Annotated in this window: 21 protein-coding genes; 5 read left to right on the top strand and 16 right to left on the bottom strand. The window is 64.9% G+C overall.

What is annotated here, in order from left to right; all coding sequences use genetic code 11:
- Positions 1-97: 97 nt before the first annotated feature.
- Positions 98-793 carry a C40 family peptidase gene (locus ACTHJ1_RS14570; RefSeq protein WP_440193584.1) on the top strand — a complete coding sequence of 232 codons (696 nt, stop codon included), beginning with the start codon at positions 98-100 and terminating at the stop codon, positions 791-793.
- An 80-nt stretch (positions 794-873) separates the two neighbouring features.
- Here ACTHJ1_RS14570 and ACTHJ1_RS14565 read toward each other — a convergent pair whose 3' ends face one another.
- Positions 874-1,650, bottom strand: coding sequence for an SDR family oxidoreductase (locus tag ACTHJ1_RS14565; protein WP_440193582.1), 777 nt, complete (start codon positions 1,648-1,650; stop codon positions 874-876).
- Positions 1,651-1,783: 133 nt separating this feature from the next.
- Here ACTHJ1_RS14565 and gmk point away from each other — a divergent pair, with 133 nt between their 5' ends.
- The 3 genes from gmk to ACTHJ1_RS14550 are packed head-to-tail and all read left to right on the top strand — an operon-like array spanning position 1,784 to position 4,936.
- Complete coding sequence (gene gmk / locus ACTHJ1_RS14560) at positions 1,784-2,416, top strand: guanylate kinase (RefSeq protein ID WP_440193580.1); 633 nt, start codon at positions 1,784-1,786, stop codon at positions 2,414-2,416.
- Positions 2,417-2,443: 27 nt separating this feature from the next.
- Positions 2,444-2,647: a DNA-directed RNA polymerase subunit omega gene (gene rpoZ, locus ACTHJ1_RS14555; RefSeq protein ID WP_440193578.1), complete on the top strand. Its 204-nt coding sequence runs from the start codon at positions 2,444-2,446 to the stop codon at positions 2,645-2,647.
- Between the two features lie 21 nt (positions 2,648-2,668).
- Positions 2,669-4,936 (top strand): RelA/SpoT family protein, encoded by a 2,268-nt coding sequence (locus ACTHJ1_RS14550; RefSeq protein ID WP_440193576.1) that lies wholly within the window; start codon positions 2,669-2,671, stop codon positions 4,934-4,936.
- Here the strand turns inward: ACTHJ1_RS14550 and ACTHJ1_RS14545 are convergent.
- The 10 genes from ACTHJ1_RS14545 to ACTHJ1_RS14500 form a co-directional block, all read right to left on the bottom strand.
- Positions 4,926-6,515 (bottom strand): methyl-accepting chemotaxis protein, encoded by a 1,590-nt coding sequence (locus ACTHJ1_RS14545; RefSeq protein WP_440193574.1) that lies wholly within the window; start codon positions 6,513-6,515, stop codon positions 4,926-4,928. The genes ACTHJ1_RS14550 and ACTHJ1_RS14545 overlap by 11 nt on opposite strands.
- A gap of 2 nt (positions 6,516-6,517) precedes the next feature.
- Positions 6,518-10,141, bottom strand: coding sequence for a hydantoinase B/oxoprolinase family protein (locus ACTHJ1_RS14540; RefSeq protein ID WP_440193572.1), 3,624 nt, complete (start codon positions 10,139-10,141; stop codon positions 6,518-6,520).
- Positions 10,142-10,247: 106 nt separating this feature from the next.
- Complete coding sequence (locus tag ACTHJ1_RS14535) at positions 10,248-10,955, bottom strand: ABC transporter ATP-binding protein (RefSeq protein WP_440193602.1); 708 nt, start codon at positions 10,953-10,955, stop codon at positions 10,248-10,250.
- A gap of 4 nt (positions 10,956-10,959) precedes the next feature.
- Positions 10,960-11,682 carry an ABC transporter ATP-binding protein gene (locus ACTHJ1_RS14530; protein ID WP_440193570.1) on the bottom strand — a complete coding sequence of 241 codons (723 nt, stop codon included), beginning with the start codon at positions 11,680-11,682 and terminating at the stop codon, positions 10,960-10,962.
- Entirely contained in the window at positions 11,663-12,646 is a 984-nt protein-coding gene (locus tag ACTHJ1_RS14525) for a branched-chain amino acid ABC transporter permease (protein ID WP_440193568.1), read from the bottom strand. The genes ACTHJ1_RS14530 and ACTHJ1_RS14525 overlap by 20 nt, the downstream gene beginning before the upstream one ends.
- Before the next feature lies 1 nt (position 12,647).
- A complete protein-coding gene (locus ACTHJ1_RS14520) occupies positions 12,648-13,499 on the bottom strand; it encodes a branched-chain amino acid ABC transporter permease (protein WP_440193566.1) in 852 nt (283 codons plus the stop codon).
- Between the two features lie 94 nt (positions 13,500-13,593).
- Complete coding sequence (locus ACTHJ1_RS14515; RefSeq protein WP_440193564.1) at positions 13,594-14,850, bottom strand: ABC transporter substrate-binding protein; 1,257 nt, start codon at positions 14,848-14,850, stop codon at positions 13,594-13,596.
- A 38-nt stretch (positions 14,851-14,888) separates the two neighbouring features.
- Positions 14,889-15,683, bottom strand: a complete 795-nt coding sequence (locus tag ACTHJ1_RS14510; RefSeq protein WP_440193562.1) for a putative hydro-lyase — start codon at positions 15,681-15,683, stop codon at positions 14,889-14,891.
- Positions 15,684-15,782: 99 nt separating this feature from the next.
- On the bottom strand, positions 15,783-16,724 hold the full coding sequence (locus ACTHJ1_RS14505) for a LysR family transcriptional regulator (RefSeq protein WP_440193560.1): 942 nt from the start codon (positions 16,722-16,724) through the stop codon (positions 15,783-15,785).
- 12 nt (positions 16,725-16,736) lie between these two features.
- Positions 16,737-17,423: an ABC transporter ATP-binding protein gene (locus tag ACTHJ1_RS14500; protein WP_440193558.1), complete on the bottom strand. Its 687-nt coding sequence runs from the start codon at positions 17,421-17,423 to the stop codon at positions 16,737-16,739.
- Positions 17,424-17,493: 70 nt separating this feature from the next.
- On the opposite strand from ACTHJ1_RS14500, the gene ACTHJ1_RS14495 reads away from it, so the two are divergent.
- Positions 17,494-18,093 carry an arylesterase gene (locus ACTHJ1_RS14495; protein WP_440193600.1) on the top strand — a complete coding sequence of 200 codons (600 nt, stop codon included), beginning with the start codon at positions 17,494-17,496 and terminating at the stop codon, positions 18,091-18,093.
- Positions 18,094-18,145: 52 nt separating this feature from the next.
- Here the strand turns inward: ACTHJ1_RS14495 and ACTHJ1_RS14490 are convergent, their stop codons facing one another.
- The 5 genes from ACTHJ1_RS14490 to ACTHJ1_RS14470 are packed head-to-tail and all read right to left on the bottom strand — an operon-like array spanning position 18,146 to position 22,884.
- Positions 18,146-19,201: an ABC transporter substrate-binding protein gene (locus ACTHJ1_RS14490; protein WP_440193556.1), complete on the bottom strand. Its 1,056-nt coding sequence runs from the start codon at positions 19,199-19,201 to the stop codon at positions 18,146-18,148.
- A gap of 18 nt (positions 19,202-19,219) precedes the next feature.
- A complete protein-coding gene (locus tag ACTHJ1_RS14485) occupies positions 19,220-20,353 on the bottom strand; it encodes an NAD(P)/FAD-dependent oxidoreductase (protein ID WP_440193554.1) in 1,134 nt (377 codons plus the stop codon).
- On the bottom strand, positions 20,346-21,767 hold the full coding sequence (locus ACTHJ1_RS14480) for an FAD-dependent oxidoreductase (RefSeq protein WP_440193552.1): 1,422 nt from the start codon (positions 21,765-21,767) through the stop codon (positions 20,346-20,348). Before ACTHJ1_RS14480 ends, ACTHJ1_RS14485 begins: the two co-directional genes overlap by 8 nt.
- A complete protein-coding gene (locus ACTHJ1_RS14475) occupies positions 21,767-22,066 on the bottom strand; it encodes a (2Fe-2S)-binding protein (RefSeq protein ID WP_440193598.1) in 300 nt (99 codons plus the stop codon). The genes ACTHJ1_RS14480 and ACTHJ1_RS14475 overlap by 1 nt, the downstream gene beginning before the upstream one ends.
- Positions 22,067-22,089: 23 nt before the next feature.
- Positions 22,090-22,884 carry an ABC transporter permease gene (locus tag ACTHJ1_RS14470; protein WP_440193550.1) on the bottom strand — a complete coding sequence of 265 codons (795 nt, stop codon included), beginning with the start codon at positions 22,882-22,884 and terminating at the stop codon, positions 22,090-22,092.
- Between the last annotated feature and the right edge of the window lie 2 nt (positions 22,885-22,886).

Here is a 22,886-nt window from a genome sequence, read left to right as displayed (position 1 = left end):
GGCAGTTTCTTGCTGGCCTGAAGGTTAGCATCCTGCCGTTATTTTTGCCGTTTTACGGTAGTTTTTCTGTCATCAACGCCTTAATTACCGACGCCACATGACCTTGCCGCCGACGCAAAAGCTCCCTATTTTCCTGCTGGCCGCCACCGCTTTGGCAACCAGCCTGCTCTGCACCCCCGCCCAGGCGGCCGTCGAAACCGAAGCCCTTCCCACGCTCAAGGGCCTGTCCGCCGCCAACGACCAAACCCTCAAAGCCGCATTCAGTCTGCGCGATCGCGTCGTCGAAACCGGCCTGAACGCCATCGGCACGCTCTATCATTGGGGCGGCGACGATCCCCAGGAAGGTTTTGACTGCAGCGGCCTGGTACGCTTCGTCTATCAGGAAACGGCGGGCCTGACGCTGCCTCGCACTGCCCGCGAACAGCACGCCACCGGCAAGTCCGTGGCGCGCCAGCAGCTACTGCCCGGCGATCTGGTGTTCTTCAAGAGCACGGTCGCAACCCGGCACGTGGTCTGGCATAACCATCACAAAAGCCTGCGCACGATCGTCTCGGGCGCCATCTCCCACGTTGGCATCTATATCGGCGACAACCAGTTCGTCCATGCTCCGGTGCGCGGCGAGCGCGTGCGCATCGACAATCTCGAGGCCTCATACTGGGCCAAGCATTACGCCGGCGCCGTGCGCTACCTGACGTCCAAAGTCGTGGCGCAGAACAGCGATGCTCCTGCCACGCCGGCGGGCATCTCGAACGACACGAGCGAATCGCCGGCAGACATCGTCAAGAAACCCTGACGATCCCTCCAGACCCTAATAAGGGTCCGTCAAAAAAACGGCCATTCGATGAATGGCCGTTTTTTTGTCAGTAAGACGCCTCAGCCTCGTCCGACATAGGGCATGGCGGTCGCCATGATGGTCATGAACTGCACATTGGTATCGAGCGGCAGTTCGGCCATGCCCGCCACGGCCCGCGCCACGTGTGCGACGTCCATGCGCGGCTCGACCTTCATGCTGCCGTCGGCTTGCAGAATGCCTTTGGCCATGCGCTCGGTCATGTCGGTGGCGGCGTTGCCGATGTCGATCTGGCCGCAGGCGATGTTGTCATGGCGACAGTCCAATGAGATCGCCTTGGTCAGTCCCGTCACCGCGTGCTTGGTCGCCGTGTAGGCGATCGACATGGGCCGCGGGGTATAGGCCGCGATCGAGCCGTTGTTGATGATGCGGCCGCCTTTCGGCATCTGCCGCTTCATGAGACGTATGGCGCCTTGGGCGCAAAGAAACATGCCCGTGAGGTTGACGTCGACCACGTCGCGCCACACGGCGGCCGGCAGTTCGTCGATGGGCACGGCCGGCGCGCCGCGGCCCGCGTTGTTGAAAAGCACGTCCAGGCGCCCGTAGGCGGCGCGCACGCGCTCGTACAGCGCGTCCACCGAATCGTCGCGGGTCACGTCGGTCGCGACCGCCAGCGCCCGGCTCGAGGCGGCGCCGGCCCGGGCGCGAGTCTCTTCCAACAGTTCGCCGCGCCGGCCGGCCAGCACGACCTGATAGCCGCGTGCCAGCAATTCCAGCGCCACGGCGCGGCCGATTCCGGTGCCTGCGCCGGTCACCAGGGCGATCTTGCCGCTCGTCGCTTCGGGATATGTCGTGCTCATCGTGTCGCTCCTGCCTTTCGTGTTTGTCCGTGCCCATCCTAGCAGAGCCGCGCGTGGGATACGCCGCGTTCAAACCGGGAACCGGGCGATACGGCGGGCTATACTTTTACGAATCCCAGTTCCATCGTGCGCCATGTACACCTCTCCCGGAAACGTATTCATGGTGGTTGCTCCCAGCGGCGCAGGCAAGTCCAGCCTGGTGCGCGCGCTGCTCGACCACGATTCGTCCATCACCCTGTCGATCTCGTGTACGACGCGTGCGCCGCGCCCCGGCGAAGAGGACGGCCGGGAATACCGCTTTACCACTGCCGACGAGTTCCTGGCCATGCGTGATGCCAATGCGCTGCTGGAATGGGCCGAGGTTCACGGCAATTACTACGGCACGCCACGCGACCGCATCGATGAGGCCACCCGGGCGGGTCGGGACGTGCTGCTGGAAATCGACTGGCAAGGCGCGCGTCAGGTCAAACAGCGCTTTCCCAAGGCCATCGGCATCTTCATCCTGCCTCCGTCCATTGACGAACTGGCCAAGCGCCTGCGCGCCCGCGGACAGGATTCCGACGATGTGATCTCGCGTCGCCTGCTGGCTGCCGGCAGCGAAATCGCCCATGCGCCGGAATGCGAATATGTTATTATTAATCAAGAATTTAGCGTGGCCCGTGCACAGTTGATACAGATCATCAGCGCCGCCAGGCTGCGCTTTGCGTCGCAAGCCGCGCGGCATGCCCCGCTGTTCGCCCAGCTGGGTATCCCGGCAGACCACTAAACCCGTTTTTCACATTCAGGGATTCCCATGGCCCGTATTACCGTCGAAGACTGTCTGAACCAGATCCCCAATCGCTTCAAGCTCACGCTGGCCGCGACCTACCGCGCCCGCGAGCTGGCGCAGGGCCATGCCGCACGCATCGACAGCAAAGACAAACCCACCGTCACGGCTCTGCGCGAAATCGCCGCCGGTCAGACCGGCCTGGAAATGCTGCGCAAAGTCCCGACCTGATTCATCACCGGGAGGCGCAGCATGGCATTTCCCGGGCTCAAGCACGCATCCTCTGGGTTGTTGGCTGCACTGCGTGCGGGGTCGAGGCTTGGCCTGCGACCCGGCAACGGCAAATCCGCGCAACCCGACGCCGAGCCCTCCCCGCCTCCCATCGCCTCGCTGGCGCCGCTGACCGAGCTCATCGGCGGCTATCTCTCCCAGTCCGACGTCGAGAAAGTCCGCGAGGCCTATCGTTTCGCCGATTCCGCCCACCTGGGACAGTTCCGCGCCAGCGGCGAACCCTACATCTCTCACCCCATCGCCGTCACCGAAATCTGTGCCGGCTGGAAGCTCGACGCCAACGCCCTGGCGGCAGCCCTGCTGCATGACGTCATCGAAGACCAGAACGTCAGCAAGCAGGAACTGGCCGAGAAATTCGGCCCTGAAGTGGCCGAGCTGGTCGACGGCCTGACCAAACTCGAACGTCTGGACTTCGCGTCCAAGGCGCAGCAGCAGGCCGAGAGCTTTCGCAAGATGCTGCTGGCCATGGCCCGCGATGTACGCGTCATTCTCATCAAGCTGGCCGACCGCCTGCACAATATGCGCACGCTCGACGTGGTCAGCGCCGAAAAGCGCCGCCGCGTGGCACGGGAAACGCTCGACATCTACGCGCCCATCGCCCACCGGCTCGGTCTGAACGTCATCTACCGCGAGTTTCAGAACCTCTGCTTCGCGGCCATGTATCCCAACCGCTATCAGGTGCTGCACCGCGCCGTTCTGGCCGCGCGTGGCAACCGGCGCGAAGTCATCGGCAAGATCGAAGACGCCGTGCGCGCGGCATTGCCGGCCGCCGGCATCGAGGCCGACGTCAGCGGCCGGGAAAAAACGCTCTACGGCATCTACCGCAAGATGCAGGAGCAAAAAAAGTCTTTCTCCGAGGTCCTGGACATCTACGGTTTTCGCGTGATCGTCCATACGCTGCCCGAGTGCTATCTGGCTCTGGGCACGCTGCACCAGCTCTATCGCCCGGTGCCCGGAAAATTCAAGGACTACATCGCCATCCCCAAACTCAACGGCTACCAGTCGCTGCACACGACGCTGGTCGGCCCCTACGGCACGCCGGTGGAGTTCCAGTTCCGCACGCGCGACATGCATCACGTGGCGGAAGAAGGCGTGGCCTCGCACTGGCTGTACAAAGAAAGCGACACTACGCTCAACGACCTGCAGAAGCGCACGCACCAGTGGCTGCAGTCCCTGCTCGACATCCAGAGCCAGACGGGCGATTCCGGCGAGTTCCTCGACCACGTCAAAGTCGATCTATTCCCCGATGCGGTCTACGTGTTCACGCCGCGCGGCAAGATCATCTCGCTGCCGCGCGGCGCTACGCCGGTGGATCTGGCCTACGCCATCCACACCGATGTGGGCAACCAGGCCGTGGCGGCCAAGATCAACGGCGAGTTTGCGCCGCTGCGCACCGAGCTGAGCAGCGGCGACACGATCGAGATCATCACCTCGCCGGCCTCGCGCCCCAACGCGCAGTGGCTCAATTACGTGCGCACAGGCCGGGCCCGCTCCGAGATCCGGCACTATCTGCGCACCGTCAAGTACGAGGAGTCGGTGGGCTTCGGCGTGCGCCTGCTGACGCAGGCCCTGGAAGAGCTGCACCTGACGCTGCCGCCCGCAGACGATCCTCAATGGGACAAGCTGGCCCGCAGCACGGGCGCCAGCTCGCGCGACGAGATTCTCTCGGACATCGGCCTGGGCAAGCGCCTGGCCGCTGTGGTGGCGCGGCGCTTTGCGCCCGAGAACGCCCTTATGGCCACCACGGCCGCAGCCATGGACGAAATGACCGCGGCGCGAGCCGCGCCCATTCTGATCCAGGGCAACGAAGGCCAGGCGGTGCAATTGGCGCCCTGTTGCGGCCCCCTGCCCGGCGACGCGATCATTGCAGGCGTACGGCTGGGCCAGGGACTGGTGGTGCATACGGCAGACTGCCCCATCGCGCAGCGCGCCCAGGCGCGCGAACCGGAGCGCTGGGTGCCGGTGGCCTGGGACAGCCAAGCCAGCAAGCACTTCTCGACCCGGCTCGACATCGTCACGCGCAACGAACGCGGCGTGCTGGGCCGCATTGCGGCCGAGGTTTCCGCGGCCGATTCCAACATCACCCACGTCACCATGCACGACGATGCCGTTTCCACGGTGCTGCTGCACCTGACGATCCAGGTCGACAGTCGCAAGCACCTGGCACAAGTCATCCGCGCTGTGCGGCACGTGCCCCAAGTGCAGAAGATCGTGCGCGTCAAGGGATGACCTGCGCCGGCGACGGCTGCGCGACGGGCATCTCGACCTTGAACGCAGCGACGGCCTGCCGCAGCCTTTGCGTTTGCTCGTCGAGCGAACTGGCCGACGCGGCCACCTGCTCCACCAGCGCGGCGTTGTGCTGCGTCACGTCGTCCATCTGACGTATCGCCTGATTGACCTCGACGATGCCGGTGCTTTGCCGCATCGACGCTTCCGAGATTTCGCTCATGATCGACGTCACGCGTCGCACCGCGGCGACCGCCCCGGTCATGGTTTCGTCTGCCTTGTCGGTAAGGCTGGAGCCCGCGGCGATGTGGGCGACCGATTGCTCGATCAACGCCTTGATTTCCTTGGCCGCGCCCGCGCAACGCTGTGCGAGCTGACGCACTTCGCCGGCGACCACTGCAAAGCCGCGGCCCTGCTCTCCGGCGCGGGCTGCTTCGACCGCGGCGTTCAGCGCCAGGATGTTGGTCTGGAACGCGATGCCTTCGATGGCGTTGATGATCTCCCCCATTTTGTTCGAGCTGCTCGAGATCTCGGCCATTTTGCCGGCAACGTCGTTGACGACCTGGCCGCTATGGGATGCGGTGTCCGACGCGCTGGCGGCCAGCTCCGAGGCCGTGACGGCGTTCTCTGCGTTCTGCGCCACGATCTGCGTCAGTGCATCCAGGCTGGCTGCGGTCTGTTGCAATGCCGCCGCCTGCTCTTCGGTGCGGCTGGACAGGTCCAGATTGCCGGCAGCGATCTCTTTGGAGGCGACCATGATCGTCTCGGTCGAACGCGTGATGTGCCCGATCGCGACCGCGAGCTGATCGCGCATTTGGCGCAGCGCGTACATCAGGCTGGATGTGTCGCCCGAGCGCAGGGCGATGTGGGTCGTGAGGTCGCCCCGGGCGATCTGCCTGGCCGCCGCAGACGCGGCAGACGGCTCTCCGCCGATCGAGCGCAGGACATTGCGCCCCACCCGCGATGCGACCAGAGAAGCCAACCCGCCCAGCAGCACGAGCAATCCGGCCGATCGTTCAAGCGTGGCGTAGAACTGCGCTTGAATGTCGTCCATGTAGTCGCCGGCAATGAGATTCCAATGCCACGGCGCGAAATGCCTGACATAGCTGATCTTTTCGCTCGGCACGGTCGCCCCGGGCTTGGGCCACCAATAGCGGATATAGCCCGATCCGCCCGCCGACCTGCCTGCATCGACGATCTCCTGATAGAGCGCCCCGCCTTTGGCATCGCGGAACTTGCTCATGTCCTTGCCGTTGAACTTCGGACTCAGCGGATTGTCGATCAGCACCTGGTCGTCGCGCACGATCGACACATAGCCGGACGTGCCGTACCGCTGCACGTCGATGCGGGCAATGGCCTGCTTCTGCGCTTCGTCCGCCGATAGTTTGCCGGCTTCAGCCAGCCTGGCATAGTCGGCAACGATGGACATCGACATGTCGACCACGTTTGCCAAGGCCGTGCGCCGCGCCTGCATCGAAGCGTTGCGCGCCTCGATGGCATTGACTGCGGTGACGATCAGCAAGGCGAGCCAGCACAGGAGCATGGGCACCCACAGCTTTTGCTTCAGAGTCAGCTTTTTCATGATCATGGCTCTCCGTATCCTCCTCCTCCCGGCGTCTCGACTACAAACACGTCGCCGGGATGAAGCTGCACGCTGTCTTGCGGCCCGAGCTGCTGCACCGAACCGTCGGCGCGCTCGACAAGATTGCGCCCCGTCATGCCGGGAGAGCCTCCCGCCAGGCCGAACGGCGCATAGCGACGATTGTTGGACAGAATGGCCGCCGTCATGTCTTCCAGAAAGCGAATACGACGTATGCCGCCGTTACCGCCCCGATAGCGGCCGGCTCCGCCCGATCCCTCGCGTATCGCATACGACTCCAGCCTCACCGGAAATCGCAGTTCCAGGACTTCGGGGTCGGTCAGGCGCGAGTTGGTCATATGTGCCTGAACCACCGACGTACCGTCGAAGCCCTCGTCGCGCGGCCCCGTGGCGTCGATGCGCAAGGGCCCGGCGCCCGTTCCGCCCGAGATCGTCTCGTAATACTGGTAACGCGCATTGCCGAAGGTGAAGTTGTTCATCGTGCCCTGGCTGGCTGCCAGCACGCCCAAGGCGCCGTACAGCGCGTTGACCACGCACATCGAGGTCTCGACGTTGCCCGCCACCACCGAGGCCGGCGGACGAGGTCGCAGCATGGAGCCTTCCGGCACGATGATCTCGATCGGCTTGAGGCAGCCCGCGTTCATGGGGATTTCGTCATCGACCAGGGTGCGGAACACGTACAGCACTGCCGCTACGGAGATGGAACCGGGCGCATTGAAATTGTTCGTCAGTTGCGCCGACGTGCCGGTGAAATCCACCTGCGCCGTGCGTGCCGCAGCGTCGACCCGGACGGCCACCTTGATGACCGCGCCGTTGTCCAGGGGATATTCGTAGCTGCCGTCCTTGAGCACCGAAATCACGCGGCGCACAGCTTCTTCGGCGTTGTCCTGCACATGGCCCATATAGGCGCGCACCACATCAAGGCCGAAGTGGTTGCACATCTTCAGCAACTCGTTCACGCCCTTTTCATTGGCGGCGATCTGAGCCTGCATGTCGGCGATGTTCTGGTCGGGATTGCGGGCAGGCCATCGGCCCGATGCCAGAATGTCTCGCGCCGCGGCTTCGCGGAACTCGCCGTCGCGCACCAGCTGGAAGTTGGTGAAGAGCACACCCTCTTCCTGCACCGTGCGCGAATCGGGCGGCATGGAACCCGGCGTGGTGCCGCCGATGTCCGCATGATGGCCGCGCGAGCCCACATAGAACAAGATTTCCTTGCCTTCATGGTCGAACACGGGCGTGATCACCGTCAGGTCCGGCAGATGCGTGCCGCCGTTGTAAGGATCGTTCACCACATAGCTGTCGCCCGGCCGCATTCGGCCGGCATTCTCGCGCATGACGGTCTTGATCGACTCGCCCATCGAGCCCAGATGCACCGGCATGTGCGGCGCGTTGGCGATGAGATTGCCTTGCGCGTCGAAGATTGCGCAGGAAAAATCCAGGCGCTCCTTGATGGTGACCGAATAGGCGGTGTTCTGCAGGCGATAGCCCATCTGCTCGGCGATGGACATGAAAAGATTGTTGAACACCTCCAGCATGATCGGGTCGACGTCGGTACCGATGGCTCGGCGCTGCGCGCGCGGGGCCACGCGCTTGAGCACCAGATGATCCAGCGCGGTGACGCGGGCTTCCCATCCGGGCTCGACCACGGTGGTCTGGTTGGGCTCGGAGATGATCGCAGGCCCCAGCATCACATCGCCGGGCGCAGTGTCTTCGCGCACATACAGCGGGGTATCGTGCCAGACGCCGCCGCTGAACATGCGCACGGTCTGGCGCGAGGCCAAAGCGCCGGCACGTGCGCGCTTGACGGGCATTTCTGCGCCGCTCTCGCCGCCGCCGGTTGCCTCCACAGAGAGCGTTTCGACGACCAGCTCGCGCCCGGGCATGAGGAAAGAATAGCGCTGGCGGTAGGCCGCCTCGAAGGCGGCGCGCGCGTCGTCCGGGCTGCCCCAGGGCACTTCCAATGCCGTGTCCGTGCCGCGGTATTTCAAATGCAGGCGGCGCTGCACGCGGATGTCCTCGGCGCGCACCTGCTGGCGCCGCAGTTCGCCCTCGGCCTGCGCGGCGAGCTCGTCCAGCCCCGCCGCCAGCTCCGGGACGAGCTCGGGCGACAGTACCTTCTCCACGGTTCGTTGCCGCATCTCGGTCTGGTTGGCCAAGCCCATGCCATAGGCCGACAGCACGCCGGCCAAGGGATGCGCATACACCGTACCCATGCCCAGCGCATCGGCCACCAGGCAGGCATGCTGGCCGCCCGCGCCGCCGAAAACCGTGAGCGCGTAATCGGTCACGTCGTGCCCGCGCTGCACCGAGATGCGCTTGATGGCCTCGGCCATGCTGCCTACGGCGATTTCCAGGAAGCCCTCGGCCAGCTGTTCGGACGTCATATCGCGACCCGTCTCGCGCCGCACCGCATCGGCCATCTCGGCAAATCGCTGCGCCACGGCCTCGCGATCCAGCGGCTGATCAGCGCCGGGACCGAAAACCTTGGGAAAGAAGTCGGGCTGGATCTTGCCCAGCAACACATTGCAGTCGGTCACGGCCAGCGGACCGCCGCGCCGATAGCAGGCCGGCCCGGGGTTGGCGCCGGCCGAATCCGGGCCCACCCGCAGACGCGAGCCGTCGAAGTGCAGAACGGATCCGCCTCCGGCGGCCACGGTGTGGATGCTCATCATGGGCGCGCGCATGCGCACGCCGGCCACGCTGGTCTCGAACTCGCGCTCGAATTCGCCCGCGTAGTGCGACACGTCGGTAGACGTGCCGCCCATGTCGAAGCCGATCACGCGGTTGAAACCCGCCTGCTCGCTGGTGCGCACCATGCCCACGATGCCGCCGGCCGGACCGGACAGGATCGCGTCCTTGCCGCGAAAGCGGTGGGCGTCGGTCAGCCCGCCCGACGACTGCATGAACATGAGGCGTATACCCGGCAGCTCGCCAGCCACCTGGTTCACATAGCGCCGCAGGATGGGCGACAGGTAGGCGTCGACCACCGTGGTGTCGCCCCGCGACACGTACTTGATGAGCGGACTCGCCTCGTGCGAGACGGAAACCTGTGCAAAGCCGATTTCGCGCGCGAGTTCGGCGGCGCGCATTTCATGCGCGGGCTCGATCCAGGCATGCATGAAGACAATGGCCACCGCGCGCAGACCGCGCTCGTAGGCCGCCTGCAGATCGCGGCGCAGCGCGGCATCGTCGAGCGGGCTCGCCACGCGCCCCGCGGCGTCGAGCCGCTCGTCGGCTTCGATCACCGATTCGTAAAGCATTTCGGGCAGTATCACGTTGCGGTCGAAGAGCCGCGGCCGATTCTGATAGGCGATGCGCAATGCATCGCGAAAGCCGCGCGTGGCCACCAGCAGCGTAGGCTCGCCCTTGCGCTCGAGCAGCGCATTGGTGGCCACCGTGGTGCCCATTTTCACGCAATCGACCAGCTCGGCCGGCACAGGCAGGTCGGGCGCGATGCCCAGCAGTTTGCGTATGCCTGCCACCGCCGCGTCGCGGTACTGCTCGGGGTTTTCGGACAGCATCTTGGCCGTGGCCGTGCTGCCGTCGGGCCTGCGCGCCACGATGTCGGTGAACGTGCCCCCACGATCGATCCAGAATTGCCATTTCATAACGTTATGCACCAAAAAAAGGTTGCAAGAACCCTGGGGCGACGGCTGCGCCGTCGTCCGGGGAAGTCAAGGAAAGTGTCGAGTGCGCCCGATGCCGGGCCGCGGCTTACATGCCTAGATACGCTTTGCGCACCTCATCGGAGGCCGCGAGCTCCGCGGAATCTCCAGACAGAGCGATCCGCCCGCTTTGCATCACATAGGCCCGCGCGGCGGCCTCCAGCGCCTGCGCCATGTTCTGCTCCACCAGAAGCACGGTGACCCCGCTTTCGCGATTGAGCTCGACCAGCGCATCGAACACTTGTTCGACCAGGAGCGGGGACAAACCCAGACTGGGTTCGTCGATCAGCAAAAGCCGCGGCCCGCTCATCAGTGCCCGGCCTATGGCCAGCATCTGGCGCTCGCCGCCCGACATGGTGCCGGCCAGTTGCTCGCGGCGTTCCTGAAGGCGCGGGAACAGTCGGTACACGTGTTCCAGCCGCTGCCGGCTCACGGCGGCGTCACGCACCGTATAAGCGCCCAGACGCAGATTCTGCTCCACCGGCTGGCGAGCGAATACGCGCGCGCCTTCGGGGATCATGGCAATGCCCTGCGCGACCAGCTTTTCCGGCGGCGTGCCGGTGATGTCGCGTCCTTCGAAAATCACGCGGCCGCTCTTGGGCCTGACCGCCCCGATGATGGCCATCAGCGTGCTGGACTTGCCGGCGCCGTTCGCGCCCAGCAGCGCCGTGATCTCTCCGGGACGCACCTCCAGGGACACGTCCTGCACGGCCTGCACGCCGCCGTACGACACGTGCAGGCCTTCGATTTTGAGCATGGGCTCAGACACGGTGTTTTCTCCCAAGATAGGCCTCGATCACGATCGGGTTGCGCACGATCTCGGCCGGCGGCCCTTCGGCGATCATCTGCCCGAAGTTCAGCACCAGCACACGCTGGGCCAGGCGCATCACCACTTCGAGCACGTGCTCGACGATGACCAGCGTCACGCCCTTGGCATGGATGCCGCGCAGGATCTCGGCCAGTGCGATGGCCTCGGTAGGATTGAGGCCGCCCGCCACTTCGTCGAGCAGCAACATGCGAGGCTCGGTGGCCAGCGCGCGCGCCAGTTCCACCCGCTTCTGACCGGCCACGTTCAGCTCGGATGCCCGCACATCGGCGCGCTCGGCCAGCCCCACCAGGTCGAGCACACGGGCAGCTTCGCGGCGCGCGTTGTCCAGACGGGCATGGCGCAGCATGGCGCCGACCATCGCATTCTCCAGCACCGTCATCTGCCCGAAGTTGCGCGGGATCTGGTAAGTGCGCGCCAATCCCAAGGCGGCTACCTGCTCGGGCTTCTTGCCCGCCAGCGATGCACCGTTGAATTGCACCGTGCCCGAGGTAGGTTCGTGATGACCGGCCAGGCCGTTGAACAAGGTGCTCTTGCCTGCCCCGTTGGGGCCGATGATGGCGACGATTTCGCCGCCATCGACCGACAGCGAGATGTCCTTGTTGGCGACCAGACCGCCGAAGCGCTTGGTCAGGTTTTTAACGTCCAGAAGTGCCACGGCGGCGCCTCCTCAAGGTAATCAGCCCGCCGGGCAGGAAAAGGGTGACCAGCAAAATGACCAGGCCGAACACCAGCAGGTCCATGCCGGCCCCGGCGCTGCCCATCATCACGCGCAGGCCCTCCGACATGGGCAGCAACACGGCGGCGCCCAGCCACGGCCCGATCAGCGTACCCACGCCGCCCAGAATGGCCACCAGCACGATCTGCACCGATGTGGTCAGGCTGAACAGGGAGTCGGGATCAATGAAACCCACGTACATGGCGAAGAATCCGCCCCACATGCCCGTCAGGCCCGCCGAGATCACGAAGGCCAGCATCTTGTAGCGATCGGCCGGCACTCCCAGGCTGCGCGCGGCGCCCTCGTCGCCGTTGATGGCGCGCCAGTAGAAACCGACTCGCGAATGAACCAGGAAGTACGTCGCGCAGAAGGTCACGAAGGCCAGCAGCACGGCGATGCGGTAGTACGGCACCTTGGTGCGGAACAACAGCATCCAGCCCGCGTCGCGGATGGGCGCTTCCAGACCCGTGGCGCCGCCTGCCCAGTCCCAGTTGGTGAAGAGCAGCAGGCCGATCTGCAGCAGCGCGATGGTGGCCATGGCGAAGTAATGACCCGACAGCCGCAGCGTGGGCCCGCCCACGACCCAGGCCAGCAAGGCGCAGATCAGGCCGCCCAGCGGGATGCCGATGAGCGGAGAGACCTTCGCATAGTGCAGCAGCAGCAAGGTGGTGTAGGCACCCATGCCGATGAACACGCCGTGGCCGAAAGAAACGCGGCCCAGAAAGCCGCCCACCAGGTTCCAGCTCGCGCCCAGGGCGCCGAACATGATGGCCAGCAGCAGCACCTGCAGCGTAAAGGAGTCTTTGACTGCGAACGGCAGAAGCCCCAGGAACAGCGCGATGACGGCTGCCCACAGCACCGGCCGGTGCCGGTTCTTGCCGGATTCGAATATTTGCGTCGTCATGTCACCACCGCCCGAACAGGCCGCGCGGCCGATACCAGAGAACCAGAATGAACAGGATGTAGATGCTGACCGTCTTCAAGGCGGGCTCCACGAAATACCCTGTCATGGCTTCGATCACGCCGATCAGGACGCCGGCGACGACGGCTCCCGCCAGCGAGCCGAAGCCGCCCATGCACACCGCCACGAAGGCCAGCAGGGCAAATACGGTGCCGACCGACGGAAACACGTAAAAGAACGTGGTGAGCAAGGCGCCTGCGAGTCCCACCGCGGCGCTGCCCAGCATCCACACCTGGGCGTTGATGCGGTCAGGCGGAATGCCCACCAAGGCAGCAACCTGGCGATCCTCGGCCACCGCCTGCAGGGCATGGCCCCAGCGCGTGCGGTAGACCAGCACGAAGAGCGCGATCACCATCACCAGCGAGATCAGGCCGGTGACCACCGAGGGTCGGCCCATCGCGATGCCTCCCAGCGACACGCTGCCCGAAAGCCAGGTGTCCGGCAGCGTGCGGAAATCGGGCGTGAAGGCGATGAAGGCAACCTGGCGCAGCACCAGGCTCAGGCCGAACGTGGCCAGGATGACGGTCATCGGCGGCCCGTTCTGCAGCCGTTTGATGACGAGGGCGTAGGTCAGAAACCCCACGAAAGCCAGCAACACGGCGACCAGCGGCGCCGACATCGCCGGGTCCAGGTGTCCCAGCGTAAAGAGCCAATAGGCGGCATACATGGCCAGCATCAGGAATTCGCCATGAGCGAAATTGATGACGTCCGTAATGCCCCATATCAGCGCCAGCCCCACCGCCACGGCGGCGTAAATCAGGCCGTTGAACAAACCGGCCAGCAGCGCTTCCAGCATTTTTAATTTCCCCTTGGAGCGGCTCACGCCGGAGGCGTGGCCAATTTGCTCTCATACACGCTGCGGCGCGCGCTACGACGCGCGCCGCGCGGTCTTACTTCCAGGCAAAAGGCAGCTTGGGCAGGCTTGCATCGGTGCGATACGAAGCAGGCCAGACCGTCTTGTAGCCAGGGCCGTCCATCTGCAGAATCAATCCCGAACCCTCGGTGTTCTGCCCGTTGGCGTCGAACTTCACACCGGCCCAGGGCATCACGATCTGATCGGCGCTCAGATTGGTCGCGATCAGGGCCTTGCGTATGGCCTGCGGATCGGTCGAGCCGGCGCGGTTGATCGCATCGGCCAGCACCAGAATGCCTTCCAGCGAGCGGGCGTTGTTGCCGTTGAGCCCCTTGCCGTACTTGGCCTTGAACAGGTCGTTGATGGCCTTGAGCGCGGGCTTGGCGCCGGTCACGTCGGTAGCCCACACGTCACGTGTAAGCGCACCCTGCACCTGCGGACCCATTTCCTGGATGAAACGCGTGTCGATGAAACCGGCGTCATTGGCCAGGAGCAAGGGCGGCGCATACTTCATTTCGCGCATCGTGCGCACGAACAGCATGGCGTCGGACACGTAGCTGGCGAAGATGGCCACGTCGGGCTTTGCGGCGGCCAGCTTCTGCACTTCGGCGGTCACCGACGGGGAATTGGCGCTGTAGGCGATATTGGCAACGATCTGGCGATGGTATTTCTCGGCGAACTTCTTGACGGCCTTGTAGGTGTTCACGCCGAAATCGGTGTTCTCGTACACCACGGCGATCTTCTTGGTAGGCTGAGACTTGATCGTATCGAGAAACTGCATCATGTTCTCGATGAAGGTCTCGTCGTTGGGCGTCGTGCGGAAGAACCACTGATAGCCGCGCTGGGTCAGATCGGGGCTGCTCGACTCGGCGTTCAGGTAGGGAATGCCGTGCTGCTCGGCGATGCGGCTGGCCGTCTTGGTGACGTCGGACTGGTAGGCGCCGGTCAGAGCTACCACGTGCTCTTGGTCGATCAGGCGCTGGGCATCGGCCAGGCCGATCTCCGGCTTGCCCTGCGAATCCTCGAACACGATCTTGATCTTGGCGCCGCCCAGATTGGGCAAGCCCTTGCCCTGGGCAATAGAAATGCCGGCAAGGCCGGGATCATTGTGCGGATTATTGATGAGGTCGACAGCCAGGTCGATGGCTTCTTTCAGTTCCTGGCCGGTCGAGGCCAGCGAGCCGGTCAACGGATAGATCGCGCCAATGCGGACGACCTTGTCCGCGGCGTGTGCAGGTAGCGTTGCCGCCATGGCCAGACTGGCCAGCACGCCAGCGAGGATATTCTTTTTCATGCGTCGACTCCTGGAAAATAGAGGGTGGAAAACGAACATCAAAAGACTGCAATCCTGCTGTTGAGCAGGTCGGTAACCAGCATATAGCCCGGTGCGTGTGTGATGCAGTATTCAGGTTTTACCGCAGCCACCACGGATTGAGGCGTGACCCCGCAAGCCCAGAACACCGGGATTTCACCCTCTCGGATCTCGACCGGATCGCCGTAGTCGGGTTTATCGATATCGGCGATGCCGATTTCTGCGGGATTTCCCAGGTGCACGGGCGCACCGTGCACCGAGGGAAAGCGCGAGGTGACCTGGATGGCGCGAATGGCGTCGGCGGCCTTGAGCGGGCGCATGGACACGACCATCGGTCCGCCGAACACCCCTGCCGGGTTGGTGGCGATGCCCGTGCGGTACATGGGCACGTTGCAGCCCTGCTCGATATGGCGCACCGGCAGATTGTTTTCGAGCATTGCCTCTTCGAACGAAAAGGAACAGCCGATGAGAAAGGACACCAGGTCGTCGCGCCAGAATTCGCGCAAGTCGCGCGGCTCGGCCACCATCTCGCCGTCGCGCCAGACGCGGTAGCGCGGAATGTCGGTGCGGATGTCGATGTCGCGGCCGAGCTCCGGCAATGCCGGATTGCCCGGCTCCGACATGGCCAGAAGCGGACAGGGCTTGGGATTGCGTTGGCAGAAAAGCAGAAAATCGGACGCCAGCGCGCGCGGCAAAATGGCCAGATTGGCCTGCACGCAACCCGGCGCCAGATTGGCGGTGGGTGCGTCGAGCCTGCCGCTGCGCGCATCCAGGCGAGTCTGATAGGCAAGATCGGCGAGTGCGGTCGATGTCATGATGGCAATTCCTTTGAATCAGCTCCGATGCCATGATCGGCTGGGAGCTATTCCATAGAAATCGACACGCGACGTCCAATCATATGTTGCGATAGGCACTTATAAGAAATTCTTATCAGGGTTTTGCCTGATGTGTATGGCCTGATATTTCGCGTCTTCTTCGCGCGCGATGCGCTGTGCCACCTCGGCCACCGTGCGCGCCACGTGACTGTCGGGACGCTGCATCCAGCAAGCGGCGTAGCGCAGCGGCGGCAGCGGCGGCGCCTTGACCTCGAGCACGCGCAACTCGCCGCGTTCGATTTCCTTGGCGAGAAAGACCGTGGCCAGCACGCCGGTGCCCACACCGTCTTGCGCCATGCGCACGATGACGCTCACGGCCGAACTGCCGTACATGCGAGGGCGTTCGATACCGGCAGCGAGCATCAACTCGCGCACCATGCGGTAGGGGCCGGTCGTCGACGAATAGGTGATGACGGGCCATTGCGACAGACGCTGCAGCGTCACGGGCTGGCGCCCGACTTTCAGCGTCGGCCCTGCTATCCAGTGCAGCGGGTACTGGCACAGATGCAGACTCTCGATGCGCGAATCGTCCATGGGTTCGAGCAGAAAGGCCAGATCGATCTGATGCGCGATCAGCTGCGATTTGAGCGAGGTGGTGGTGTCGACCTGGATCTCCACCATGAGCGCCGGATAGGCATCGGAGAGCCGCTCCATCAAGCGCGGCAGCCAGGTGTGCACGATGGTCTCGGACACCCCCAGTCGCAGCGTGCCGCCCATGATCTTGCGCGCCCGCGCTGCGACCTGCATGTCCTGGCGCATCTGCAGCATGCGCTCGGCATGCGAGAGCAGTTCGCTGCCCTTGGGCGTGAGCGTGATGCCGCGGGTATTGCGCTCGAACAGGCGCACCCCGAGGTCGGATTCGAGCAAGGCGATGCGCTGCGAAATGGCCGGCTGCGTGGCGTTGAGCTTTTCCGCCGCGGCGCGAAAGCCGCCCAGCGTGGCCACCCAGAAAAACGTCTCGATGTTGCGCAGGTCGATCATGGGGTCTCTTGGTCAGGCCTTGCCCGTCGGAGCGACCAGCCTGCCGGCATGCAGGACGATCTGCTGCCCGCAGCGAGCCGCCAGTTGTGCATCGTGCGTCACGAGCACTAGTGTCGTGCGCTGCTCCTGGTGCATCGAAAACATCAGATCGATGATTTTTTCTCCGCTGGCGGCATCCAGGCTGCCGGTGGGCTCGTCGGCAAACAGCAGGCTGGGCTGCACGACGAACGCGCGGGCCAGCGAAACGCGCTGCTGCTCTCCCCCGGAAAGCGTACGCGGATAGTGATGCAGGCGCGCGCCCAGGCCTACGCGCTCGAGCATGGTCCGTGCCGCCTCGGCGGCGGGTTTGCCGGCCAGTTCCAGCGGCAGCATCACGTTCTCCAGCGCGGTCAGGTTGGGCAACAGCTGAAAGGACTGGAACACGAAGCCGACGTGCGCGGCGCGCAGACGCGCGCGCGCGTCCTCATCCAATGCGAAAAGGTCATGGCCGGCCAGTATCACGCTGCCCTCGCTCGGCACATCCAGCCCGGCCAGCAGGCCCAGCAGCGTCGACTTGCCCGAGCCTGAACTGCCGGTAATGGCGACTGCGCTACCCGGCCGCGCCGTGAATTCGATACCATCGAGTATGGTCAACTCGCCGCCGGCATCGGCTACGCGTTTGCCCAGCCCCCTAACCTCGATCGAATTGCTGCTTTCCATGCGTCCGCCGATTCCTAAGCTATCTCGCCTTGCAGGGTTCGCCCTTTTCATCTTGCCTTTTCTGGTCGCCATGTGGCTGCCGATCCGCGCATGGGCTGCCGCGGCCCCCGGAGCCGCCAAGACGGTGCTGGTGGTGGGCGACAGTCTGTCCGCAGAATACGGCATCGCGCGCGGGACGGGCTGGGTACCGCTGTTGGGTGCCAGATTGGCCCAACGATACCCCAATTACCGTATCGTCAACACCAGCATCAGCGGCGACACTACCCGTGGCGGGCTCGCGCGTCTGCCCGCTCTTCTTACCCGGGACCAGCCGGCCGTCGTAGTGCTGGAGCTGGGCGCCAACGACGCCCTGCGCGGGCTGTCACTGGACGCCACAGAACAGAATCTGCGCGCCATGGCGCGCAGATCTCTGCATGCCGGCGCCCGCGTGCTCATCGTCGGCATGCAGATCCCGCCCAATTACGGACGCGACTATGCGCAGCGCTTCATGCAAGTGTTCCCGGAGGTGGCGCGCAGCGAACATGCCGCGCTGGTGCCGTTTCTGCTGGAGGGCATCGCGGCCGACCGCAGCCTGTTTCAGGCCGATGGCCTGCACCCGGTGGCAAGCGCCCAGCCGCGCCTGATGGAAAACGTATGGCGGGCGCTGGAGCCCCTGCTCCAGACGCCCTGACGCGCGCGGCCACGGATCCGTGCCCCGCAAGCTGCGCACTGCCTTTCGCGTATCAGCGTTCGATCTCGCGGTTCCAGCGCTTGTCCCAGCCGGCGCGATCGGCATTGATCGCATCCCAGTCCAGCACCACGGCCTTGTTCAGCACCGCTTTCATGCGGTCCTGCTGCTCGGCGGCGGCGCCCGTGAGCGGGGTGTCCGGATTGACCGGATTGAAAGAGCCATGGATCATCCCCAGGGCCTGTGCCTGAGGGCTGATCAGATAGGCCGCCAGCTTTTGCGCCAGGGCATCGTCGGGATTGCCGGCCAGCACGCACTGCGCGGTCATCAGGACCACGGCGCCTTCCTTGGGCGCGACAAAACCGATCGGGATGCCCTTGGATTTCATCAATTCGGTCTGGGTGAAGGTATAGGGGAAGATCGCGGCATCCCCTTGCTGCATCATCTCGATGACCTTGGACGAATTGGGAATGTACTCGGTCACGTTCGGGCCGACGGTGGTCGGCCAGGCTTTGAAGCCGGGCTCGACGTTCTTCTCGCTGCCGCCCTTGATGCGGTTGAACATCAGGAACGCATCAAGACCGAACGAAGAGCTGGGCATGGACTCCACCACTACCTTGCCCTTGTACTTGGGATTGGCCAGATCGGCCCAGGACGTGGGCGGCGCCCAGCCCTTGTCGGCGAAAATCTTGGTGCTGTAGGACAAGCCGGTCAAACCCATGCCCAGGCCGACCGCGTAATCGTCCTTCATGCGCGCGACGGCGGGGATCTGGGAAAGCGAACTCGACGGCTGGAGTTTCTCGCACAGGCCCATCTTGATCGCGCGATACATGACGCCGTCGTCCAGCGTCATGATGTGCATCTGCGCATGGCCCTTGGTCGCCTGCGCCTTGGCCAGGATGTCGGTAGAGGTGCCCGGCACCACGACCACCTTGACATTGTTGGCCTTCTCGAACGGAGGGAACACGAATTGCGTGTAGACGCGTTCCATATTGCCGCCGTTCATGCCGATATACAGCGTTTTGGTATCGGCGTGCGCGCAACCTGCCGCGAGCAGCAAGGCGCCTGCCGTCAAAGCCGTGAGTGAGAACTTCGCGTGATGCTTGGACATCGTGGTCTCCTGTGTGGGTCAAACCTGGGCTTGCAAAAAACGCTGGATGGAAAAAGCGTCGATGGGAGTACTGGTGCGGCCTTCTGCAATCAGCTCGGCCATGACGTCGCCCACGCCGGGACCCAGCTGGAATCCGGCGCCGGAAAAACCAAAAGCATGGAACAGACCCGGACGTTTCGCGCTCGCGCCCAGCACGGGGTTGTCATCCGGCATCTCGGCCTCGCTGCCGCTCCAGGTGCGAATGATGTGCGCCGTTTTCAGCTGCGGCAGCAGATCGGCCAGCTGCGGTAGCTGGCTCAGAATGCCCGTATTAGGCGATCGCGCGCGCATGCCGTCCTGCAGATAGCCGCGCCCGCCGCCGAACACCACGTTGCCGCGACGCACCTGGCGGCAATAAATGCCGCCGCCCTCAACGCCCAGACTCCAGGGCAGAAAGAACGGCAGGGGTTCGGTCACGCCCATGGCGGGCGGTATGACGCGCAATGGCACGGGTTCGCCCCACTGCGCGGCGAACGGCGCGGCCCAGGCTCCGGCGCAATTGAGCAGCATGGGGGCCTTGATCGTCAGATCCCGATCGGGCTGGCGCGCCTCGATGACGAATCGCGCGCCATCGTGCGCCACGGACAGGACCGGCGCGCGTTCGCGCACATCGGCGCCGGCGCCCTGCGCGGCGCGGGCGAACGCCGGCGAAATCAAGCGCGGATTGGCCTGGCCGTCGTCGGGGCAAAGCGAGCCGCCGACGACGCGCTCGCCTCCCATGGGAAAGCATTTGCGCAGCGCATCACGGCCTTCGATCAGTTGCAGCTGCAGGCCGTACTCGTTGGCCTGTTCGGCATAGCGGGCCAGCGATTGCATGTCGGCCGCGCTGCGGGCGATCTTGAAATGGCCGCTGCGTTCATATTCGGCTTCGGTGCCGATCAGCTCGGCCAGCCGGCCCCAGAGCTGATGCGAACGCTGCGCCAGGGGCAGTTGCTCCAGCCCGCGTCCCTGCCTGCGCACGCCGCCGAAATTGATGCCGCTCGAGTGCGAGCCGCACAGATCGCGCTCGAGCAGCGTCACCGTCAGTCCGCGCTTGCGCAGGAACAGCGCTGCGGCGCTGCCCATGATGCCGCCTCCGATGACGGCCACATCGCTCGCCAGTTGCTCAATCATGTGCCGCCTCCCGCACCGTGAGGTCCAGCGGCAGCGGTTTGACGGGCGCCTGGCCGCGCAGCCGTCCCACCTGCGACACCGGCACGGCGTGCACCTGCGCCAGGATCTCCGTCGCCGCGGCACCGCACATGCGGCCCTGGCATCGACCCATGCCCACTCGGCACAAGGCCTTAAGACGATTGATCTCGCGCGCGCCGCACTCGAGCGCGGTACGGCGCAGCGTACCGGCGGTGACGTTTTCGCAGCGGCACACCACCAGATCGTCCTGCGCTTGCGCCGCCCAGTCCTGAGGAAAGGGAAAGGCAACTTCCAACGCATGCCGGAATTGCTCGATTTTTTTCAAGCGCCCGCGCAGCAAGGTTGCACGGCCGGCGTCGATTGCGATGCCCCGGTCCAGCAGCAGCGCCAGCGCCGCGAGCTCGCCCGACATTTCCGCCGCGTCGGCGCCCATGATGCCGGCGCCGTCTCCGGCCAGGTAGACGCCGGGCGTCGACGCGCGCCGCATCTCGTCGATGCGGGGCACATGACAACGATGCAAGGGTGAAAACTCGAACTCGCAGTCCAGCAGATCGGCCAGCTGCGTTTCGGGCCGCAGGGCGTGGCCCAGGCCCAGGGCCGTGCATGCGGTGCGCCGCTCGCGGCCCTCATGGTCGCGCCATGCCACCTGGGCCAGCGCTTCCCGGCCTTCGGCCCGCAGCAGCTGCACGCCGTGGTGCATGGGGATGCCGTGCAGCTTGAGCCAGGCGACCAGTGCGATACCCTTGGCGGCCACCGCAGGCTGTGCCGACATGGCCAGCGCGGCCTTGTAGCGCTGCGCCGCTGGCGCGGTGTCCAGCACCGCGACCACGTTCGCGCCGGCCTTGGCATATTGGCAGGCCACCAGATACAGCAAAGGCCCGGTGCCCGCAAAGACCACAGCATCGCCGATGGCGCACCCCTGGTACTTGAGCGCCACCTGCGCGCCGCCCAAGGTATAGACGCCGGGCAGCGTCCAGCCCGGCACGGGCAGCACACGGTCGGTGGCGCCGGTGGCCACGATCACGTCGCGCCAGGCCAAGGCACTGGCCTCGCGCGTCGGTACATGCAGCAAGTCCAGACAATCGGGCTGGGCATTCCATAGCAGCGTCTGCGGGCGGTAATCCAGGCTCGGAGTCATACGGTCGAACGTGGCGTGCAGGTTCTGCGCGCGGGCGGCCTCGGTGCCGTACAGGGCCTTGGCGTCCCGCGTGAAACCGTGCGGTTGCCTGCGATAGATCTGGCCGCCGGCGCGCGGCGACTCGTCCACCACGACGGGCGTCAGGCCGTGCGCCAGCAAGGCCTGGGCGGCGCGCACGCCGGCCGGGCCGGCGCCCACGATGACGGGCGGCAATTCCTCACGGACCTGACGCCGCAGCATGAAATCGGACGGCGCCATCACGCCTCTCCCTGCAGCGTGCGGATCCTCATGCCCGGCTCGATCATGGTCTGGCAGGCGCGCAGCGAGCGGCCGTCGGCCAGGCGCACCCAGCAATCCTGGCAGGCGCCCATCATGCAGAAACCGGCACGCGGCTGCCCGCTGAATTCGTTGATGCGCAGCTGGCGCGATTGCGTCAGCACCGCAGTCAACACGGTGTCGCCGGCCAACGCCGAGGCTGGCCGGCCGTCGAGTTCGAAGGCCACTGCCGGACGGTCGCGTTCTTTGAGGCGGCACAGCTGTGCGCGCGGTGCTTGCATGGTCATCGTCGATATTCCGTCAATCAATGCTTGCCGACCAGAACCCGATCCAGGCCATACACCTTGTCCAGCAGGAGCATCAACCCCAGGGTGAGAAAGACGATCAGTGCAGACACGGCGGCCATCATTGGATCCAGCGACTCGGTCGCGTACATATACATGCGCACCGGCAGCGTCACGGTGGCCGGCGACACCACGAAGATGGACATGGTCAATTCGTCGAAACTGTTGATGAAGGCCAGCAGCCACCCTCCGGTGATGCCGGCCAGGACCATCGGCAGCGTCATGCGCAGGAACACCGTGGCGCTGCTTGCGCCCAGCGAATACGCGGCCTGTTCTGCCGTTCGGTCGTACCCGACCAGCGCCGCCATGACCAGCCGCAAGGTATAGGGCGTGACCACGAGCGTGTGGGCCAAGACCAGCCAGGCAAAGCTGCCCTGCTCGCCTATCACAGCCAGCATATGCAGCAGCGCGACGCCCAGCACCAGCTGCGGAATGATCAGGGGCGACAGGAACACCCCCTGCAGGAAATTGCGCCCCGGTATTTCGTATCGCACGATGGCCATGGCCGCAGGCACCGCGAGCAAGGTCGAGAAAGTGGCCGACAGCACACCCAGCCACAGACTGGTCCAGAACGATTGCACGAACTGCTGCGAGTGCAGCAGCCGGTCGAACCAGCGCAGCGAAAAATGGTGCGTGGGGATCTGCAGGGTTTCGGCCGGCGTAAAGGCGACCAGGCACACGACCACCAGCGGCGCCAGCATGAAAATGATGACCAGGGCGTTAAAGGCCAGGGCGATCGGTCCGTTTCTTTGCATGG

The organism is Bordetella sp., assembly GCF_051960075.1.
In the GTDB taxonomy this organism is placed as follows: domain Bacteria; phylum Pseudomonadota; class Gammaproteobacteria; order Burkholderiales; family Burkholderiaceae_B; genus Bordetella.
The sequence above is the reverse complement of the archived record's forward strand: the minus strand, read 5'-3'. Positions and strand labels throughout refer to the sequence as shown.

What these genes read in the sequence shown, in the direction of transcription:
- ACTHJ1_RS14510 (WP_440193562.1), bottom strand. Translation starts at nt 15,683, where the DNA reads ATGACATCGACCGCACTCGCCGATCTTGCCTATCAGACTCGCCTGGAT.
- ACTHJ1_RS14485 (WP_440193554.1), bottom strand. Translation starts at nt 20,353, where the DNA reads ATGATTGAGCAACTGGCGAGCGATGTGGCCGTCATCGGAGGCGGCATC.
- ACTHJ1_RS14515 (WP_440193564.1), bottom strand. Translation starts at nt 14,850, where the DNA reads ATGAAAAAGAATATCCTCGCTGGCGTGCTGGCCAGTCTGGCCATGGCG.
- ACTHJ1_RS14520 (WP_440193566.1), bottom strand. Translation starts at nt 13,499, where the DNA reads ATGCTGGAAGCGCTGCTGGCCGGTTTGTTCAACGGCCTGATTTACGCC.
- ACTHJ1_RS14500 (WP_440193558.1), bottom strand. Translation starts at nt 17,423, where the DNA reads ATGGAAAGCAGCAATTCGATCGAGGTTAGGGGGCTGGGCAAACGCGTA.
- ACTHJ1_RS14475 (WP_440193598.1), bottom strand. Translation starts at nt 22,066, where the DNA reads ATGCAAGCACCGCGCGCACAGCTGTGCCGCCTCAAAGAACGCGACCGT.
- rpoZ (WP_440193578.1), top strand. Translation starts at nt 2,444, where the DNA reads ATGGCCCGTATTACCGTCGAAGACTGTCTGAACCAGATCCCCAATCGC.
- gmk (WP_440193580.1), top strand. Translation starts at nt 1,784, where the DNA reads ATGTACACCTCTCCCGGAAACGTATTCATGGTGGTTGCTCCCAGCGGC.
- ACTHJ1_RS14545 (WP_440193574.1), bottom strand. Translation starts at nt 6,515, where the DNA reads ATGAAAAAGCTGACTCTGAAGCAAAAGCTGTGGGTGCCCATGCTCCTG.
- ACTHJ1_RS14570 (WP_440193584.1), top strand. Translation starts at nt 98, where the DNA reads ATGACCTTGCCGCCGACGCAAAAGCTCCCTATTTTCCTGCTGGCCGCC.
- ACTHJ1_RS14550 (WP_440193576.1), top strand. Translation starts at nt 2,669, where the DNA reads ATGGCATTTCCCGGGCTCAAGCACGCATCCTCTGGGTTGTTGGCTGCA.
- ACTHJ1_RS14505 (WP_440193560.1), bottom strand. Translation starts at nt 16,724, where the DNA reads ATGATCGACCTGCGCAACATCGAGACGTTTTTCTGGGTGGCCACGCTG.
- ACTHJ1_RS14470 (WP_440193550.1), bottom strand. Translation starts at nt 22,884, where the DNA reads ATGCAAAGAAACGGACCGATCGCCCTGGCCTTTAACGCCCTGGTCATC.
- ACTHJ1_RS14540 (WP_440193572.1), bottom strand. Translation starts at nt 10,141, where the DNA reads ATGAAATGGCAATTCTGGATCGATCGTGGGGGCACGTTCACCGACATC.
- ACTHJ1_RS14490 (WP_440193556.1), bottom strand. Translation starts at nt 19,201, where the DNA reads ATGTCCAAGCATCACGCGAAGTTCTCACTCACGGCTTTGACGGCAGGC.
- ACTHJ1_RS14535 (WP_440193602.1), bottom strand. Translation starts at nt 10,955, where the DNA reads ATGCTCAAAATCGAAGGCCTGCACGTGTCGTACGGCGGCGTGCAGGCC.
- ACTHJ1_RS14565 (WP_440193582.1), bottom strand. Translation starts at nt 1,650, where the DNA reads ATGAGCACGACATATCCCGAAGCGACGAGCGGCAAGATCGCCCTGGTG.
- ACTHJ1_RS14480 (WP_440193552.1), bottom strand. Translation starts at nt 21,767, where the DNA reads ATGGCGCCGTCCGATTTCATGCTGCGGCGTCAGGTCCGTGAGGAATTG.
- ACTHJ1_RS14495 (WP_440193600.1), top strand. Translation starts at nt 17,494, where the DNA reads ATGTGGCTGCCGATCCGCGCATGGGCTGCCGCGGCCCCCGGAGCCGCC.
- ACTHJ1_RS14525 (WP_440193568.1), bottom strand. Translation starts at nt 12,646, where the DNA reads ATGACGACGCAAATATTCGAATCCGGCAAGAACCGGCACCGGCCGGTG.